Annotated in this window: 14 protein-coding genes, 2 tRNA genes and 1 pseudogene; 11 read left to right on the top strand and 6 right to left on the bottom strand. The window is 73.3% G+C overall.

Annotation, left to right across the window (positions count from 1 at the left end; genetic code table 11):
* Positions 1-95: 95 nt before the first annotated feature.
* Positions 96-794, bottom strand: a complete 699-nt coding sequence (locus ACIP9H_RS04735) for a TetR/AcrR family transcriptional regulator (protein ID WP_401583030.1) — start codon at positions 792-794, stop codon at positions 96-98.
* A 243-nt stretch (positions 795-1,037) separates the two neighbouring features.
* On the opposite strand from ACIP9H_RS04735, the gene ACIP9H_RS04740 reads away from it, so the two are divergent.
* The 7 genes from ACIP9H_RS04740 to ACIP9H_RS04770 all read left to right on the top strand — a co-directional run bounded on the left by ACIP9H_RS04740 (position 1,038) and on the right by ACIP9H_RS04770 (position 7,269).
* Complete coding sequence (locus ACIP9H_RS04740; protein ID WP_401583031.1) at positions 1,038-1,967, top strand: phosphatase PAP2 family protein; 930 nt, start codon at positions 1,038-1,040, stop codon at positions 1,965-1,967.
* 115 nt (positions 1,968-2,082) lie between these two features.
* Positions 2,083-3,117, top strand: a complete 1,035-nt coding sequence (locus ACIP9H_RS04745; RefSeq protein ID WP_401957641.1) for a hypothetical protein — start codon at positions 2,083-2,085, stop codon at positions 3,115-3,117.
* The gene (locus ACIP9H_RS04750) at positions 3,108-4,655 is read left to right on the top strand and encodes a hypothetical protein (protein WP_401957476.1); all 1,548 of its coding nucleotides are present in this window, start codon (positions 3,108-3,110) and stop codon (positions 4,653-4,655) included. The genes ACIP9H_RS04745 and ACIP9H_RS04750 overlap by 10 nt, the downstream gene beginning before the upstream one ends.
* Positions 4,652-5,992, top strand: a complete 1,341-nt coding sequence (locus tag ACIP9H_RS04755; RefSeq protein WP_401583035.1) for an AAA family ATPase — start codon at positions 4,652-4,654, stop codon at positions 5,990-5,992. The genes ACIP9H_RS04750 and ACIP9H_RS04755 overlap by 4 nt, the downstream gene beginning before the upstream one ends.
* Before the next feature lie 87 nt (positions 5,993-6,079).
* Positions 6,080-6,448 carry a hypothetical protein gene (locus tag ACIP9H_RS04760; protein ID WP_401583036.1) on the top strand — a complete coding sequence of 123 codons (369 nt, stop codon included), beginning with the start codon at positions 6,080-6,082 and terminating at the stop codon, positions 6,446-6,448.
* A 144-nt stretch (positions 6,449-6,592) separates the two neighbouring features.
* The gene (locus tag ACIP9H_RS04765; RefSeq protein ID WP_401957478.1) at positions 6,593-7,120 is read left to right on the top strand and encodes a bifunctional DNA primase/polymerase; all 528 of its coding nucleotides are present in this window, start codon (positions 6,593-6,595) and stop codon (positions 7,118-7,120) included.
* A 73-nt stretch (positions 7,121-7,193) separates the two neighbouring features.
* Positions 7,194-7,269, top strand: a tRNA-Lys gene (locus ACIP9H_RS04770).
* Here the strand turns inward: ACIP9H_RS04770 and ACIP9H_RS04775 are convergent.
* Together ACIP9H_RS04775 and ACIP9H_RS04780 are read right to left on the bottom strand one after the other, a co-directional pair.
* A complete protein-coding gene (locus ACIP9H_RS04775; protein WP_401957481.1) occupies positions 7,270-8,559 on the bottom strand; it encodes a M6 family metalloprotease domain-containing protein in 1,290 nt (429 codons plus the stop codon).
* A gap of 3 nt (positions 8,560-8,562) precedes the next feature.
* Positions 8,563-9,723 carry a M6 family metalloprotease domain-containing protein gene (locus ACIP9H_RS04780; protein ID WP_360906069.1) on the bottom strand — a complete coding sequence of 387 codons (1,161 nt, stop codon included), beginning with the start codon at positions 9,721-9,723 and terminating at the stop codon, positions 8,563-8,565.
* 423 nt (positions 9,724-10,146) lie between these two features.
* Between ACIP9H_RS04780 and ACIP9H_RS04785 the strand changes: the two genes are divergently transcribed.
* Complete coding sequence (locus ACIP9H_RS04785; RefSeq protein WP_401957484.1) at positions 10,147-12,099, top strand: putative bifunctional diguanylate cyclase/phosphodiesterase; 1,953 nt, start codon at positions 10,147-10,149, stop codon at positions 12,097-12,099.
* A gap of 67 nt (positions 12,100-12,166) precedes the next feature.
* Complete coding sequence (locus ACIP9H_RS04790; RefSeq protein ID WP_401583044.1) at positions 12,167-13,258, top strand: LLM class flavin-dependent oxidoreductase; 1,092 nt, start codon at positions 12,167-12,169, stop codon at positions 13,256-13,258.
* 50 nt (positions 13,259-13,308) lie between these two features.
* Here the strand turns inward: ACIP9H_RS04790 and ACIP9H_RS04795 are convergent, their stop codons facing one another.
* Complete coding sequence (locus tag ACIP9H_RS04795; RefSeq protein WP_401583046.1) at positions 13,309-14,793, bottom strand: NAD-dependent succinate-semialdehyde dehydrogenase; 1,485 nt, start codon at positions 14,791-14,793, stop codon at positions 13,309-13,311.
* 471 nt (positions 14,794-15,264) lie between these two features.
* On the opposite strand from ACIP9H_RS04795, the pseudogene ACIP9H_RS04800 reads away from it, so the two are divergent.
* Together ACIP9H_RS04800 and ACIP9H_RS04805 are read left to right on the top strand one after the other, a co-directional pair.
* Positions 15,265-15,424 (top strand): annotated as a pseudogene (locus ACIP9H_RS04800) (L-cystine ABC transporter ATP-binding protein YecC); the annotation flags it as partial.
* 219 nt (positions 15,425-15,643) lie between these two features.
* Complete coding sequence (locus tag ACIP9H_RS04805) at positions 15,644-16,399, top strand: IclR family transcriptional regulator (protein ID WP_401583048.1); 756 nt, start codon at positions 15,644-15,646, stop codon at positions 16,397-16,399.
* A 55-nt stretch (positions 16,400-16,454) separates the two neighbouring features.
* Here ACIP9H_RS04805 and ACIP9H_RS04810 read toward each other — a convergent pair.
* Both ACIP9H_RS04810 and ACIP9H_RS04815 read right to left on the bottom strand, forming a co-directional pair.
* A tRNA-Lys gene (locus tag ACIP9H_RS04810) sits at positions 16,455-16,527 on the bottom strand.
* A gap of 306 nt (positions 16,528-16,833) precedes the next feature.
* Positions 16,834-16,980, bottom strand: coding sequence for a hypothetical protein (locus ACIP9H_RS04815; protein ID WP_401583050.1), 147 nt, complete (start codon positions 16,978-16,980; stop codon positions 16,834-16,836).
* Positions 16,981-17,008: the final 28 nt, after the last annotated feature.

Consider the following 17,008-nt stretch of genomic DNA (forward strand, 5'->3'; position numbering starts at 1 on the left):
CCGGGGGCCACCGCCCCCTCACCAGCCATCTCCCGATCCCCCCACACGAGCGCCCCGGCCGGCAGTTCACATCCGCCCCGGCCGGGGCGCTCTTCTCATGTGCGCGGCCGCGCGGGCCCGTTCAGCAGTCCGTCCAGGAGCGCGGCGAGCCCGGCCTCGTACTGCGCTCGGCCCGACTCCTGCGCGGCGCTGAGCTCGGGGGCCAGGCCGGTCAGCGACGGGTAGCTCTCCGCGGGGAGTTCGGCGAGGCGCTCGCGGATCTGCTCGCGCAGATTGACCTCCTCGTCGCACATGGCGCGCTTGCGGCGCACGGCCCACATGGCGGAGCCCACCGTGTACTGCATGAGTGCGACCTGGCCGGCGGCGGCCGCGGCGGGCTCCAGGCCGGCGGAGCGCAGCAGGCAGAGCATGCGGTCGATGACGGACAGCGCCTCGTCGCCGCGCAGCGGACGGCTCGCCAGCAGCTGGAGGGCGGCGGGATGTTCGCTGAAGAGGCGGTACACCCCCACGCAGAGCTCGATGAGCTGCTCGCGGGGCGCACCGGTGTCCGGGGGGATCTCGATCTCGCCGAGCAGCCGCTCGTTGACGGCGTCGCTGATCTCCTCCTTTCCCTTGAAGTGCGAGTAGACGGCCATCGTGCCCACGCCCAACTCCTGGGCGAGCGCGCGCATGGTGAAGGCCTCGGGCCCGTCACGGTCGAGCAGCGCGACGGCCGCGTCGAGGATGCGGTCGGGGTTGAGCGTGTTGCGGGGGACGCGGCGCCGTGGGGAGCGGGCCGGCGGGGTGACAGTCATGAGGGATGCGTGTCCGGTCATGGGGAGCGGTCGGTGAGCGGTTTCCTTGATTCTCCCGCGTTCACAGGCAACCCATGACGGTCGCGCGGCGTCTTTTCGCACGCGTTCACGAGCACACATAGTTGAACCTCGGACGAACCAGGAGTTACCGGAATAGGCGGGGGTGGTGTTCAGGTTGCCTAGCGTACGTCGTACGGTATTCCGCATGACCTCTCACAAGGAGAGAACGGGGAGAACGGCCCGATGACCATGACCACCACCGCGCCACGAGCCGCCGCCTACCGGGGCGGCCTGCGCTGGTGGACCGAGCTGCCGCTGATCGCGGTGGTGTACGGCCTCTACACGACGGGACGCCTCCTGGTCCGCGGGGACGTGGCGCGGGCGGTGGACCACGGCATCGCCATACTCCACCTGGAGACGGCACTCACCCTGGACCCCGAACGCTGGCTCAACACCCTCTTCAGCCGTTACCGGGCGCTCGGCATTCCCGCCGACTTCTGGTACGCCTCCCTGCACTACCTGGTCACCCCCACCGTGCTGATCTGGCTCTGGCGGCGGCGGCCGACCGTCTACCGCTTCGCCCGCACCTGGCTGATGACCTCCACCCTCATCGGGCTGATCGGCTTCACCCTGGCGCCGACCGCCCCGCCGCGACTGCTGGCCGGGGGGCACGGCTTCGTCGACACCATGGCGCAGTACGGCTCCTACGGCTGGTGGGGCGGCGACGCGAGCGCCCCGCGCGGCCTCGGCGGGCTCACCAACCAGTACGCGGCCATGCCCAGCCTGCACGTCGGCTGGTCCCTGTGGTGCGGCATCGTCCTCTGGCGCCACGGGCGCACCCGCTTCGTCCGCGCGCTCGGCATCGCCTATCCGCTCGGCACGGCGCTCGTCGTCATGGGCACCGCCAACCACTACTTCCTCGACGCGGTCGCCGGCGCGGCGGTCATGGGCCTGGGCCACCTGCTGACGCGGCCCTTCCTGCGTGCCGTGGACGGCCTGCGGGACGCGGTCACCGCACGGTTCGCCCGTCCCGCGCGACCCGTCACCTCCACCGTCGTCGCCTCCTCGCGCGTCGCCGCCCCGGCGGAGCCCGCGGCGGAGCACCCGGCCGGTCACGCGGCCGTCCCGGCCCAGCGCGCGGCCCGGCCACCCGCACGGGAATCCCACGGCTGAACCGCGGTGGCCCCCGTTGTCGGTGGGGAGTGCGAGACTTGCGCGGGTGAGCACTACGCACGATCTGCGAGAGCGGTTGGCGGGGCTGCGCGGCCCGGGTACCGACCCGCGCCCGATGGACGCACGGGCACTGGCGGCGCTGGCGGCGAACCCGGGCTGCCGGCGCCGGGCGCTGCTGGACGCCGCGGGGGTGGACAAGGCGGCCGTGGCCGGCGTGCTGGGCAATCCGGCGCCGTTCGGGCAGTCGCAGTTCGCGTTCATCCGGGGCCACGCCTTCGAGGCCCGGGTCAAGGGGAACGGCTGCGCCGAACTGCTGCGCCTGCTGGGCGCGCCCGAGGACAGCGAGGTCGCGCTGCCCGACCTCACCGCGCCCGGTCCCGAGGGCCGCGTGGCGCGCACCCGCCTCGCGCTCAAGGAGGCCACCGCGGCGGCCCGGTGGACGGTGCTCGACCATCCGCTGCTGGCCCTCGAGGTCGCCGACTCGCCGGTCTACCTGGAGCCGGACGCGATCGCCGTGCGCCCCGACGGGTCGTGGACGGTGATCGAGGTCAAGTCCTTCCCGATCCTGGACGGTTCGGCGGACGCGGTGAAGGTCGGCGCCGCCGCACGGCAGGCCGCGGTCTACGTCCTGGCCCTGGAACGGCTCGGTTTCGGCACCCCGGACCACCGGGTGCTGCTGGTGTGCCCCAAGGACTTCTCCAACCTCCCGGTCGCCGAGGTCGTCGACGTCCGCAAGCAGCTGTCGGTCACCCGGCGGCAGCTCGCCCGGCTCACCCGGATCGAGGAGATCGCCGACACCCTGCCCGAGGGCACGACCTTCGACCTGCGGCTGGCCGACGACCGGCGCACCCCCACCCGCTCCGCGGCGGACCTGCGCGCCGCGGTGGAACTGCTGCCCGCGGCGTACGCCCCCGAATGCCTGGCCAGTTGCGAGCTGTCCTTCCACTGCCGCGACCAGGCCCGGGCCTGCGGCGCCGTGGAGGCACTGGGCCGCGGGGTCCGCGCCGAACTGGGCTCGCTCACCGATGTCGAGCAGGTGCTGGCTGCCGCGCTCGGCGACAGCGGCGCCGAAGCCGGTCCCGACGACCCCGCGGTGGCCGCGCTGCGCCGGGCCGCTGCCCTCCGTGCGGAGGCGCTGGGATGTCGCTGATCTCCGTACTGGCCAGGGCGGAGGCGATGGCGACCGGGCGGGCGACCCCGCTCGCGACGGTGCGCCACCGCCATCTGTCGGACCGGCCGCTGGTCCTGGTGCCGCTGACGACGGCCGGCGAGGTCGGCGCGCCCCTGGGCGCGCTCGTCGGGACCGAGCGCGCGGAACCCCGGCTGCTGACCGTGCCGCAGCCGCGCGACCGCGATCTGCGCTTCGCCTTCCTCGCCGAACTCGCCCAGATCGTGCTGCCCTATCTGGAGAGCTTCGCCGACGACACCGAGACCGAACCCGCGACCCGCAACCGGGAAGAGTCGGAGGTGTGCGCGGACGCGCCCCAGCTGCTGGTGGCCAACTCCGCGGCCGTGGAGTACGTCCGGCTGCTCGGCCGCTCCACCCGCTTCCGCCGCACCGCCGAGGACGACCCGGACGAACCGCACCCCGTGCCCGCCCGGGTGCCGCTGCTCGGCCGGTGGCTGACGCACTACGGGGAGCGCGCCCGCACCCCCGGCTCCTCGCTGCTGCTGTCGGCGACCGAACTGCTGACCCGGCACTGGGCCACCGGCCAGAGCAATCTGGAGGACCAGCACCTGGGCGCCCTGCTGGCCTGGATCGCCCCGCCCGAGGGCGTACCGGGCGCCGAGGCGGCGCGCCGCGCGGAGAGCGGGCGCCGCGCCGACGGGCTGCTGGAGTGCCCGCCGGCCGGACCCGCCACGGACCCCGTGTTCGACAACACGGTGCTCGCGCCCGCCACCGCCCGCTTCGACGCGGGCATCCGCGGCTCGGCGGACGAGATCGCCGCGCTGCTGGACGGCCAGATGCGGCCGACGTGGGACGCGATCTGGACGTGCGTCGACCTGCTGCGGGAACTCCCCGAGGGCGCGCACGTCGAGGAGCGGTGGAAGCGCGACCGCTGGTCGTACACCTCGCACCGGGACCGGGTACGGGCCGGGGAGCCGCCGCAGCCGCGCCGCGACGACGCGGTCTCCGCGGCGCAGAAGCTGGCCGGGCGGGAGACCGCCCAGGTGCGGCTGGAGGCGCAGGAGGCGCTGGACGACCCGCTGGAGATGGCGGGCCGGCGGCTGTCCGGCCAGGCGTTCGCGGGCGAGGTGACGGACGTGCTGATGGCGATGAGCGAGGGCAAGATCCCCAAGCCGCGCCCGCTGGTGACCGTGACGACCGGGGACCGGCCGCATCTCGACCCGGACGCCAAGGTCTACCGCGCCCTGCCGGACGGGCGTACCCAGCAGGCGCAGTTCGTGGAGTGGGCCGGGCCCGGCGCCGTGCTGCTGCGGGTCGTCAACGGCATGGGCCGGTCCAAGGTCCCCGACCCCGGCACCGTGCCGGAGCCCGGGGACGCCGTGTGCTGGACGCTGTTCGAGCACGCCCCGCGCGGCGGCGCCGCGCTGCCCGAGCCGGAGGACACCCCGTGGACCCACGGCGGGCCGCCGGGCGCGGCGGCCGGCACCGCCGCTGCCGCCGGCACCCCCGCCGTGCTCGCCGAGAGCGCCGACCCCGCGACCGCGGAGGACTACCTGTGAGCCCGAGCCCGGTGAACGAGGCGGCCCGCGCCGCCGACGCCGCGACCGAGCGGATCCTGCACGACACCCTCCACGGCACGCACCGCGGCGTGGTCGTGGACTCCCCGCCCGGCGCGGGCAAGTCCACGCTGGTGGTGCGCGCCGCCCGGGAACTGGTGGCGGCGGGCGAGTCCCTGATGGTGGTCGCGCAGACCAACGCCCAGGTCGACGACCTCGTGGACCGGCTCGCGACGGCCGACCCCGGCCTGCCCGTCGGGCGGCTGCACGGCAGCGACTCCCCGCCGGACCCGGTGCTCGACCGGCACGCGTCGGTGCTGAAGTCGACCAAGGCCGCCGACTTGCGGGGGGCGAAGGTGGTGATCGCCACCGCGGCGAAGTGGGCGTTCACCGCGGCCGCCAAGGACGTCGAGCCCTGGCGGCACGCGATCGTCGACGAGGCGTACCAGATGCGCTCGGACGCGCTGCTCCAGGTCGCCGGGCTGTTCCAGCGGGCGCTGTTCGTGGGCGACCCGGGGCAGCTCGACCCGTTCAGCGTGGTCGGCTCGGAGCAGTGGGCCGGGCTGAGCTACGACCCGTCGGCCAGCGCGGTGGTCACCCTGCTGGCCCACAACCCGGGGCTGCCGCAGCACCGGCTGCCGGTGTCGTGGCGGCTGCCCGCCTCGGCGGCACCGCTGATCTCCGGCGCCTTCTACCCGTACACCCCGTTCCGCAGCGGCACCGAGCCCGGCGAGCGGCGGCTGTCCTTCGGCGTGTCCGGCGACGGTTCCGGCCCCGACCGCGTGCTGGACGAGGCGGCGCTGTCCGGCTGGGGGCTGCTGGAGCTGCCGGCCCGCCGCACCCCGCGCACGGACCCGGAAGCGGTGCGCGCGGTCGCGCTGGTGACGCGGCGGCTGCTGGACCGCGGCGGGGTGGCGCACTCCGAACGCGGCACGGCCCCGGTCGGCCCGGACCGGATCGCGGTGGGCACCGCGCACCGGGACCAGGCGGCGGCGGTCCGGGCGGCGCTGGCCGACCTCGGCGTCCGGGGTGTGACGGTGGACACGGCCAACCGGCTCCAGGGCCGGGAGTTCGACGTCACCGTGGTGCTGCACCCGCTGTCCGGGCGGCCCGACGCCACGGCCTTCCACCTGGAGACCGGCCGGTTGTGCGTGCTGGCCTCGCGGCACCGCCACGCGTGCGTGGTGGTGTGCCGGGCGGGCGTTCCGGAGCTGCTGGACGAGCACCCGTCGACGGAGCCGGTGCAGCTCGGCGTGACGGTGAAGTTCCCGGACGGCTGGGAGGCCCATCACGCGGTCCTCTCCCACCTCGCCGAGCACCGTGTGACCTGGCATTCCTGACGCGCCCCCGCCCGCTCCCCGCCTCACGGAGGTCCTCTTGCGCGAGGCGGGACAATGGAAGGCGCCGACGAACCTGGAGGTACGTACATGTCCGAGCCGCAGCCGGCTCACAACGCGGCGGGCAAGCCGCCCGCCCCTCGGCTGAAACCCGCCCAGCTGATCTTCGAACCGGCGGCGATCGCCGAGGACGAGGAGCACTTCTTCGACCTGGAGTCCATGGAGGACCCCCGGGAGCTGCTGGCGCGCTCCACCGAGCTGGCCCTCGCCTTCCGGGCGGCCGCTGACCGCGCCACCGAGTTCCAGGCCATGGCCGCGGCGCAGCTCGCCGACCCCAAGCGGTTCGACCGGCTGGTGCCGGCGGCGATCGCCGAGCAGGCGGGCTGGTCGGAGGACTACGCCAAGCGGATGATCGAGTTCGGCCAGGGCCTGCTGCAGGGCGGTTCCAGCGGCTCGTAACGCACGCATATATGCGGTCGGGGCACGGTACCCGACCTGCGGCCCGCGTGTCCCTCCTTCTACCGGATTGGCGTAACGAAACGTTCACGCACGGTAGTTGTATATGTCATGAGTGATGGGCAGTGGCATACATGGCCGGGGGGCATGATCGATTCTGCTTCCTCAGGCGTACCCGACGCGGCGGCCCCCGCCGCGTACCGGCACACGCAGTACGTGACCCCCGACGGGGCCGAATGGCTGGCCTCCGCCAGCTCCTTCCCGCGCAGCGTCCGGGCGCTGTGGTCCGCCCGGCCCACGGCTCCCACCGTGCTGCCCTGCGGCACGGCCTTCGACGTGGTGAACCTGCCCGCGCTCCTCGGCCGCCGGGTGCTGGAGCAGTTGTGGTCCGCGGGCCCGGGCTCCGGGCCGGCCGCCGAGTGCCGCGGGCGCATCCTGCTGCTCGTCGCGCCCGGCGCCGCGCAGCGGCTGCCCGCCCTGCTCGCCTGGGAGGAGTGGGGCAGACCCGTGCCGCCCCTGCTCTGCCACGGGGAGGGCGACTCGGTGTCCCTGCCCCCGCCCTATGCCGACTGCTCCACCGCCCGCTCCCGCTGGCTCGTCGCCCCCGACACCCGCCGCCCCTGGCTCCCGGGCGCCGCCGAGGTGCTGTGGGCCTGCGTACGGGCGGCCTGCTGACCGGCCGGACGGGCATCCGAATATCGATTTTTACCGGCCCGCAAGCGGATGCTAATCTCTACGACGTGAGCGAGCGCCGCTAGCTCAACTGGCAGAGCAGCTGACTCTTAATCAGCGGGTTCGGGGTTCGAGTCCCTGGCGGCGCACCATCATCGACGGGCGTCCTCCCTTCGGAGGGCGCCCGTCGCCGTGTGCGCGGCGGCCCGCGCCTTCTCCGTCCGCCACGGGTGGCGGTTGGTGACCCGCACCGTCCAGCCGTCGTCGTCCGGGTCGTGGGCGAGGACCTCGACGGTGAGCCCGGAGGCGGGGTCGGCGAAGTGCTCGCCGGGCCGGAACGGCGCGTCGTTCAGGGAGTTGAACGAGGCGCTGCTGTACTCGCAGGCCGTGGTGGCCGGGTGGGCGTCGCGGACGGTGACGGGACCGTGGCCGGAGTCGACGTCGGTGCGGATCCGGTAGACGAGCACGCCCTCACGGCACGCCTCGGCGTCGTTGCCCCGGGCGGCACGGGCCTCGACCACGTAGGCACTGGTGCGGCCGAGCGGGACGACCACCGCCTTGCGGCCGCCGGCGACCTCGACCGGGGAGAGCCGCACCAGGTGCGTCGCGGCGTCGCGGACGCACAGGACCTGCGCGTCGTCGAGCCAGCCCAGACGCCACTTGTGCCAGGCGAACAGGTCGCCCTGGAGCCCCCAGTCCAGGGACATGCTGTCCCACTGGCCGGCCAGGCGGTCGGTGCGGCCGAACGCGTCGACGGAGTACAGGTCGGGCAGCCCGAAGGCATGGCCGTTCTCGTGGCTGAGCACCCGCGCGCCCGACTGGTCGTGACCGTATATCAGCGACACCCGGTCCAGGCGGGCTCCGTCGTCGGTGGTGGCCGCGGCGGCGCCGGTCCAGGTGACGGACAGCACCGCCTGGTCGGCGGGCGGGCCCGCGTTGGGCGTGACCAGGACGTTGACCAGGCTGTAGCCGGAGAAGTCGATCGACTTGTCGGCGACCCGCAGCAGGTCGCGCATCATCGCGGTGTGCGCGTTCCAGCCGTAGCCGCGCCCTATGCCGTACGCGGAGAAGGGGCGGGGCATGCGGATCCAGCGGAGCACCGGTGTGGAGGCGTAGCGCAGCCTGCCGTACGAGGCCCGGTGGAACCACTGCCGCACCGCGGGGAAGAACTCGCGGTAGCGCTCCTCCGCGGGGTAGGGGGCGCGCTTGTCGGGGAAGTCGACCATGAGCGTGAGGGCGCGCACGTCGCCGGTGGCGGCGGCGAAGTCGTGCCCGCCGTCGCCGAAGCCCTCGGACATGGCCGTGCCCGGCGCCGCGCGCAGGGCGCAGGGACGGTCGGCGGGCGGCAGGCCGGCGGCCGTACCGCTCCGGGTGACGGCGCTGCTGCCCGCCGCGAAGAGCAGCACGCAGGCCGTCACGGCCAGCGCCCTCGATCCGCGCACCGCCTAGCCCTGCGTGACCCGGACGGTCCAGGAACCGTCCTGGTGGCGGGCGATGACGTCGATCCGGGAGTCGGAGCCGACCTGGTACCCCTCGCCCGCGCGCAGCGGCGCGTCGGCCAGTGGCGGGTACACCGAGACCGGCGAGCAGCGGGAGGTGCGCGGGTGGCCGTCGATCACGTCCACCGGCCCGTCCCCGGAGGCGACGTCGGCCCGGACCCGGTACAGCAGGACGCCCTCGGTGCAGGTCAGCCGGTCGTTGCCGGTGGCCGCGCGGACCTCGACGGCGACGACGGACTTGAGCCCGGCGGGCACGACGAGGAGCTTGGTGCCGCCCGCCCGTTCGACGGGGGTGACCCGGTAGGTGTGCGTGCCGCTGTCGACGACGCAGTGGACCTGCGAGGAGCGCAGCCAGCCCAGCTTCCACTTGTGCCAGGCGAACAGGTCCGGTGCCAGTCCGAACTGACTGCCCATGATGTCCCAGTCCCCGACGTGGGTGTCCCAGTCGGCACGGCTGCCGGCCGGCGGCCGGTAGTACAGGTCGGGCAGGTCGAAGGCGTGGCCGGTCTCGTGCGCCAGCACGTTGACGTCCGGCGGGTGGCTCTCGAAGACGGTGACGAAGCGGCGCAGTTCCACGCCGTCCGCGTGCAGCGGCGAGCCGAGGCTGACCACCTTGGTGGCGTCCGGGTCGACGCCGGGGGCGTCGGGGTCGGCGACGAGGTAGACGACCTTGTAGCGGCGGAAGTCCACGCGCCGGTCTGCGGCCGCCACCGCGTCGGTGAGGAAGCGCGAGCGCACGGGGGAGCCCCAGTCGCGTGCTATCGCGTACGCGGTGGAGGGCAGCGGCATGCGCAGCCAGACCGGCACGACGTGCGGCCGCAGCCGGAAGGCACCGTAGGAAGCGCGTTCGAAGTACTGGGCGGTGGCCGGGAAGTGGTCCTCCGCCAGCTGGTCCGGGGTGAGGCTGGGCCGCGCGTCGGGGAAGGACAGGAAGATCATCACCGCGTCGACGTCCCCGTGGGCCCGCGGATAGGAGGGGTCCCTGGACGACACGCCCTCGGAGTGGTGGGCGGTGCCCCGGGGCAGTACGCACACCTCGCCGCCGGCACCCCCCGCGGAGGGTCCGGTGACCAGGGTCCAGGCGACCACGGCGGCGAACACGCTCATCGCCGCGACGGCGGCCCGCAGTGCGCGACGGTCGGCGCGCCGGGAGTCACTCCTGCGAACACGCCGATGCGCACGTATGGGTAGCCCTGGCAGCGGCACGTGGACCTCCCGGACGGTGTCGGGACACCCACATCACGCTGCTATGTTTTGCGGTGGTTCGCCCCCTTGTGCTGCTCCGCCCGGGTTACCGTCCGATCACTACAGTGCGTAATGAGTGACGAAAAACGATCAATTCAATTCACGACGCGATGAGAAATGACCAACGCCACACTCCGCACTTCGAGAATCACCGCGACGGCGGTGGCCGCGCCATTCGGGAAACCTCTATGATCGGCACATTTCCAGCATGAACACCGCCCCTTGGCGGACATCCGATCCCTCCACGGCCATGTGTGCGAGACGACAGCAATACGGGAGTCAGCGATGGGCGGACCCGCGGGAGGCCCCGACCTCGACCCCGAGACGACGGCCCCCACAGTCACTCAGTGTCATGCTCCGGCCCCGGAACGGTCAGCCTCCGAGGCCCACGACTACCGCGCCGCCTTCAACGTGGCGCGACTGCCGATGGCGTTGATCGGCCCCGACGGGCGGGTCCGTGAGGCCAATCCGGCGCTCGGCCAGCTGCTGGGCGCGGACCCGGTGCGGCTCACCGCGCTCACCGCCGCCGAACTGGTCGGCCTCGCGGGGGGCGCTCCGCCGGCCCCGCAGACAGAGCACGCACGACCGGCGGAGCACACCGGGCACGCCGAGGGCACGAGGCACGTCGAGTCCACCGAGTCCGCCGAGTCCGCCGAGAGCCCCGAGGACACCGAAGGCCCCGCGAACGCGGCGAGAGCGGAGTACGCCGAGTACGAGGCCGTACTCACCGGCCGCCGCGAGGAGTTGCGCCGCACACGGCCGGTCCGCGGGCCGGACGGCCGCACCGTGTGGGCCGAGGTCGTCGTGGTGCCCGTCCCCGGCGGCGGGCTGCTGTCCGTGGAGGACCTCGGCGAACGGCACGAACTGCGCGAGCAGCTGCGGCATCTGCGCATGCACGACCCGGTCACCAGACTCCCCAACCGCCAGCTGTTCTTCGAACGCCTGGCCACCGCGCTGGAGGGTGCCGGCAGCCGGACCGGCCGGATCGGCCTGTGCTACCTCGACCTCGACGGCTTCAAGGCCATCAACGACACTCTCGGCCACCGGACCGGCGACCGGCTGCTCAAGGCCGTCGCGGAACGGCTGACCGACTGCGCTGCACGGCTCGGCCGCAGCGGGACGCTCGTCGCCCGGCTCGGCGGCGACGAGTTCGCCGTCCTCGTCGAGGACTCCACCGGCACCGGGCAGGCCACCGCCCTCGCCGAGTCCGTACTGACCGCGCTGCAGCACCCGTTCGACCTGTCCGGGCACCGGCTGGCGGTCTCCGCGAGCATCGGCGTGGTCGAACGGGAGGCGTCGGGGACCACGGCCACCGGCATCATGCAGGCCGCCGACACCACGCTGTACTGGGCGAAGGCGGACGGCAAGGCGCGCTGGACGCTGTTCGACCCCGAGCGCAACGCGCACCGCATGACCAAGCAGGCGCTGTCCAGCACGCTGCGGCAGGCAGTGGAGCGCGGGGAGTTCGTCCTGGAGTACCAGCCGCTGGTCGAGCTGGGCAGCGGCACGCTGCGCGGCGTCGAGGCCCTGGTGCGCTGGGAGCACCCGCACTTCGGGCTGCTTGGGCCGAACCGGTTCATCCCGCTGGCCGAGGAGAACGGCTCGATCGTCCAGCTGGGCCGCTGGGTGCTCGCCGAGTCGTGCCGCCAGGCACGGCAGTGGCAGAAGGACCACCCGGACGACCCGATCTTCGTCAGCGTCAATGTGGCGGTACGCCAGGTCTGGGACTCCGACCTGGTCGCGGACGTGGCGGAGATCCTGGACGACACCGGGCTGCCGCCCGAGCTGCTGCAACTGGAGCTGACCGAGTCGGCGGTGATGGGCTCGGCGGGCCGGCCGTTGCAGGCCCTGCACGCCCTGCACGAGATGGGCGTGCACATCGCCATCGACGACTTCGGCACCGGCTACTCCAACCTGGCCTACCTGAGCCGGCTTCCGGTCTCCACGCTGAAGCTCGACGGCACCTTCGTCCGGGGCTTCCGCGACACCCTGCACCCCAACCCCGCCGACGAGACGATCGTCGAGGCGCTGGTGCAGCTCGCCCACCGGCTCGGGCTGACCGTGACCGCCGAGTGCGTGGAGAACGCCGAGCAGGCGGAGCGGCTGCGGCGGATCGGTTGCGACACCGGTCAGGGCTGGCTGTACTCGCGCCCCGTCCCCCCGGAGCGGATCGCCGAGCTGCGGCGGGACGGCGGCGGGGACCGGGCGAGCGGCGACCGGGGAGAACCGGGGGAATAGGCGGAGCCGCTCTCCGGTTGTGCCTGCCCGTACGCAGCATCGACCGGCCAGGAGGCGACCGACCGCCGTGGAGACGAACGACCCCGTGCGAGGCAGCGCCCTCGGCACCGCACCCGTGCCCCTGTCCGTGCTCGACCTGGCGACCGTCGGCGCGGGCCTGACCGCGAGCGACGCGCTGCGCACCGGCGTCGAACTGGCCCGGCTCGCCGAGGCCCGCGGCTACGAGCGCTACTGGGTCGCCGAGCACCATTCCATGCCCGGGGTGGCCTCGTCCTCGCCCGCCGTGATCCTCGCCCACCTCGCCGCGCACACCGAGCGCATCCGCCTGGGGTCGGGCGGCGTCATGCTGCCCAACCACGCCCCGCTGGTCATCGCCGAGCAGTTCGGCACGCTGGAGGCGCTCGCCCCGGGCAGGGTCGACCTCGGACTCGGCCGCGCGCCGGGCACCGACGGCGCGACCGCCGCCGCGCTGCGCCGCACCGACCGGCTGAACGAGAGCGCCGACGACTTCCCGCAGCAACTCGCCGAGCTGGTGCGGTTCCTGGACGACGACTTCCCGAGCGGCCACCCGTACGCCCGCATCCACGCCATCCCCGGCCCCGTGCAGGGCACCTCGCCCGGCGGTGTGCAGTCGCCCGCGCGGCCGTCGGTGTGGCTGCTGGGCTCCAGCGGCTTCAGCGCCCGGCTGGCGGGCGCCCTCGGCCTGCCCTTCGCGTTCGCGCACCACTTCTCCGCGGCGAACACGGTGCCGGCGCTGGAGCTGTACCGCGAGTCCTTCCGGCCGTCCGCGGTCCTGGACAAGCCGTACTCCCTCATCGGCGTCGCGGCCCTCGCGGCGGACGACGAGAAGGAGGCCGCCCGCCAGGTGCTCACCGGCGCGCTGTCGATGCTGCGGCTGCGCATGGGGCGCCCCGGCCTCGTCCCGACGCCCGAGGAGGCCGAGGCGTACGAGTTCAGCCCCGCCGAGCGGGAGTTCGTCGACTCCTGGCTGGTCAACATCGTGCACGGCACGGCCGAGCAGGTCCGCGACGGGCTGAACGCGCTGGTGCGGCGCACGGGGGCGGACGAGCTGATGCTGACCGTGAACGCGCACAGCCCGCAGGCCCGCCTGCGCTCGTACGAACTGGTCGCCGACGCCTACGGACTGCCCACGGCCTGACCACCGGCGCCGGCCGGGCCGGGGGCAGTACCCCGGCCCGGCGGCCCGCGTCACACGTCGACGGCGACGTACTTGATCTCCAGGTACTCGTCGATACCGACGAAACCGCCCTCGCGCCCGATGCCCGACTGCTTGACGCCGCCGAAGGGCGCCGCGGGGGTGGACACCACGCCCTTGTTGAGGCCGAGCATGCCCGTCTCCAGCTGCTCGGCGTAGCGGATGCCGCGCCGCAGGCTCTCGGTGAAGACATAGGAGACGAGGCCGAAGACCGTGTCGTTGGCGAGCCGGATCGCCTCGTCGTCGTCGGTGAAGGTGACGACGGGCGCGACGGGCCCGAAGATCTCCTCGCGGAGCATCGCCGCGTCGGCGGGGACGTCGGCCAGCACGGTCGGCGGGTAGAAGTAACCCGGCCGGCCGGACAGCGGTTCGCCGCCGGTGATCACGCGGGCCCCGGTGCCCACGGCGTCGCGCACCAGGCGGTCGACCTTGCCGAGGCCGGCGCTGTCGATGAGCGGGCCGACCTGCGCGTCCGGCTCGGTGCCCCGGCCGACGACCATGGAGCCCAGCTTCTCGGCCAGCCGCCCGGTGAACGCCTCGGCCAGGTCCTGGTGCACGTACATGCGGTTGGCGGCGGTGCAGGCCTCGCCGATGTTGCGCATCTTGGCGATCGCGGCGCCCTCCACCGCCTTCTCCAGGTCCGCGTCCGCGCAAACGATCAGCGGGGCGTTGCCGCCGAGCTCCATGGAGGTGCGCAGCACGCCCGTCGCACTCTGCCCGATCAGCTTCTGCCCGACGCCCGTGGAGCCGGTGAAGGAGAGCTTGCGCAGCCGCGGGTCCTCCAGCAGCGGGGTGGACACCTCGCCGGGCCGTGAGGTGGTCAGCACGCCCAGCACGCCGTCGGGCAGCCCGGCATTGCCGAGGATCTCGGCCAGGGCCAGCATCGACAGCGGCGTCTGATGGGCCGGCTTGACGATCATCGTGCAGCCGGCGGCGACGGCGGGCCCGATCTTGCGGGTGCCCATGGCCATCGGGAAGTTCCACGGGGTGATGAGCAGCGCCGGTCCCACCGGCTGCCGCATCACCCAGATCCGGCCGTTGCCGTCCGGCGCCGTCGCCCAGCCGCCGTCGATGCGGACCGCCTCCTCGGCGAACCAGCGGAAGAACTCGGCGGCGTAGAGGATCTCGCCGCGGGACTCGGCGACCGGCTTGCCCATCTCCAGCGTCATCAGCAGCGCGAGATCGTTCTGCCGCTCGACGATGAGTTCGTACGCGCGCCGCAGGATCTCCCCGCGCTCGCGCGGCGCGGTGGCCGCCCAGCCGGCCTGGGCGGCGGCGGCCGCGTCCATCGCGGCACGCGCGTCCTCGGCACCGGCGTCGGGCACGGCGCACAGCGGCTGCGCGGTCGAGGGGTCCTCCACCTCGTACTCCCGGCCGTCCTTCGCCGGCCGCCACCGGCCGCCGATCAGCAGCCCCTTCGGTACCCGCTCCACGACCAGCTGCTCGCGCTTGGCGCTCATGTCGGTGCTGTCGCTCATCGCGGCTCCCTGCCTCTCGCGAACGGTCCGCGCAGTCGGGTACCCCTCCACACTCGCATGAATGCCTCCCGTGCGCCGGGGTAGGCGCGGCCCTCGTGCGGTCGGGTACCGCACGGCGACGAACTACCGGAGCGCAGCGACACCACCCGGGCGGAGGCGTACGGTTCGGCGGTCGTACGCGCGGCGCGATCGAGGCGGTGCCGAAGGGGCGGGCGGCGGCCGCCGTCACACCGGACATGACGCTGTGGCAGCGGATGCGGCTGCCGAAGGCCACCCCGCCGACGTCGCCGATCGCCGTCCGCGGCCTCACCTTCCGCAGGGGCCGGGCGCGTTCGGCTTGTCGTCTCCTTCGCCCCGAGCCCTGCGGACGTCAGCCGTGCACGGCCTGGGCGCCGACGGCGGCGAGCGCCGCCGGGCGCTCTCCGGCGGCCGGCAGCGGCGGGTGGCCGTCCGCCCGCGCGCCCGCGGTGCGACATCTCCCTGCTGTGCGTCACCCACGGGGTTCGCCCGGGACGTCTCCGACCGTGTGCTGATGTTCGACGGCGGGAGGGTGGTGGAGTCGGGTGCGCCGGAGCGGATTTTCGGCTCCCCGGAGCACCGCAGGACCCGGGAATTCCTCGGTGCGGTGCTCCGAGAGAAAGTGGTCCGTGCCCGGGGCATATGCCAGAGTGGCGCGTTCCTGCATATACGTCCGAAGGCGTTCAGACAAAGCTTCAACGGGCTCTACTCGAAACCGCTTTGAGGCTATCGTGGAATGCGGCCCGGCTGCCGGGTCCCGTCCGTCGTGCGCGGTGGCCGTGACCAGCAGCCACAGCAAGGACGCAAACGGTCACACCTGTAGGGGGACACCGTGGCGCTTGAGCACCGACAGGTCGCGCCGGTCTACGCCGTCCAGCACGCGCTGCGCGTGCTGGAGACCGTGGACAAGCACCGGCACGGCGTCAGCGCCGAGCAGCTCGCCCGCGAAATCGGCGTGCCCATCGGATATCTTTCGCAACTGCTCGCCATGCTCAATCGGGAGCGCTATCTCAACGCCCTGCCCGGTGGCGGGTACGCGGTCGGTGAATCGCTCGTCCTGCTGGGCAGCGCCAGCCGCGACACGGCGCTCGCCGAGAAGATCAAGAACGTGCTGATGACCCTGCGCGACGAGGTCGGCGCGGCGGTCTACTTCAGCCGGTACGACGACGGCGAAGTCAAGATCGTCGACTTCGCCGACGGCCCCGCGGCGCCGAAGGTCAACGAGTGGGTCGACTTCCGCTCCGCCGCGCACGCCAGCGCGGTCGGCAAGTGCCTGCTCACCCAGCTCGACCACAACGGCCGCCGCGACCACCTGTCGCGGCACAAGACCGTACGGCTGACCTCGAAGACCACGATCAGCGAGAAGATCCTGCTGACGAAGCTGGAGAGCCAGCCGGCCACCGCGCCCACCCTGGACCTCCAGGAGTACGCGATCGGCACGGTCTGCGCCGCCATCCCGGTCACCATCGGGGCGACGGTCGGCTGCCTCGCGCTCTCCCTGCCCGTCACCCAGGCCCACCGCCTCAAGGGCGCCGCCGACACCCTGAACGAGCGGGCGGCCCCCGTGCTGCTCTCGCTCGCGCTCTGACGTCCGACGGGACACAGAAGGGCGCCCCTCCCGGAGGAGGGGCGCCCTTGTGCTGTGCGCCGCCAGGGACTCGAACCCCGAACCCGCTGATTAAGAGTCAGCTGCTCTGCCAGTTGAGCTAGCGGCGCGTGCGAACGGGACAATCATACGGGGTCGGAGAGGGTGCTCATGACCACTCCCTCCGGACCGCGAGGCGCGGGGGCACACGGCTGTGCGGCACCGACGACATCGCGCCAAAACGCGGGCACCTCGGCGGGTGCCCGCGGTCGCCCTGTTTCCGGGGCGTGCTGAAGGGCCCGGCAAGAGGGGGGAGGTATGCCGGGCCCATCAGCGTGGGGGGAGGGGTGTAGCACTTGGGGGGTGTTGCGGGGTACTGCTCTTGGGGGGTTTGTTGCGCTTGGGGGGGTGTTGTCTTTGTGGGACGGCCCAGGGTGCTACCAGACGATGTCGTTGGCGGTGTGCCAGACGATGTCGCCTGGAGCAGGCTGCGCGGAGGCAGTTGTCGCGCCGATCAGCCCCAACGTAATGGCGGCGACGACGCCCAGAACTGCACGAAGGGCGTTGCGACGGAAGCTAGTCATGGCAGGCCTGTCCTGGGGGTGTGAGCTG

Origin of the sequence: Streptomyces sp. NPDC088732 (assembly GCF_044751205.1) — a bacterium.
Taxonomy (GTDB): Bacteria; Actinomycetota; Actinomycetes; order Streptomycetales; family Streptomycetaceae; genus Actinacidiphila.

Excerpts from the sequence above, each read along its gene's own strand:
- ACIP9H_RS04750 (WP_401957476.1), top strand. The coding sequence starts at position 3,108 with ATGTCGCTGATCTCCGTACTGGCCAGGGCGGAGGCGATGGCGACCGGG.
- ACIP9H_RS04760 (WP_401583036.1), top strand. The coding sequence starts at position 6,080 with ATGTCCGAGCCGCAGCCGGCTCACAACGCGGCGGGCAAGCCGCCCGCC.
- ACIP9H_RS04815 (WP_401583050.1), bottom strand. The coding sequence starts at position 16,980 with ATGACTAGCTTCCGTCGCAACGCCCTTCGTGCAGTTCTGGGCGTCGTC.
- ACIP9H_RS04795 (WP_401583046.1), bottom strand. The coding sequence starts at position 14,793 with ATGAGCGACAGCACCGACATGAGCGCCAAGCGCGAGCAGCTGGTCGTG.
- ACIP9H_RS04745 (WP_401957641.1), top strand. The coding sequence starts at position 2,083 with ATGGACGCACGGGCACTGGCGGCGCTGGCGGCGAACCCGGGCTGCCGG.
- ACIP9H_RS04735 (WP_401583030.1), bottom strand. The coding sequence starts at position 794 with ATGACTGTCACCCCGCCGGCCCGCTCCCCACGGCGCCGCGTCCCCCGC.
- ACIP9H_RS04740 (WP_401583031.1), top strand. The coding sequence starts at position 1,038 with ATGACCATGACCACCACCGCGCCACGAGCCGCCGCCTACCGGGGCGGC.
- ACIP9H_RS04765 (WP_401957478.1), top strand. The coding sequence starts at position 6,593 with ATGATCGATTCTGCTTCCTCAGGCGTACCCGACGCGGCGGCCCCCGCC.
- ACIP9H_RS04780 (WP_360906069.1), bottom strand. The coding sequence starts at position 9,723 with ATGAGCGTGTTCGCCGCCGTGGTCGCCTGGACCCTGGTCACCGGACCC.
- ACIP9H_RS04785 (WP_401957484.1), top strand. The coding sequence starts at position 10,147 with ATGGGCGGACCCGCGGGAGGCCCCGACCTCGACCCCGAGACGACGGCC.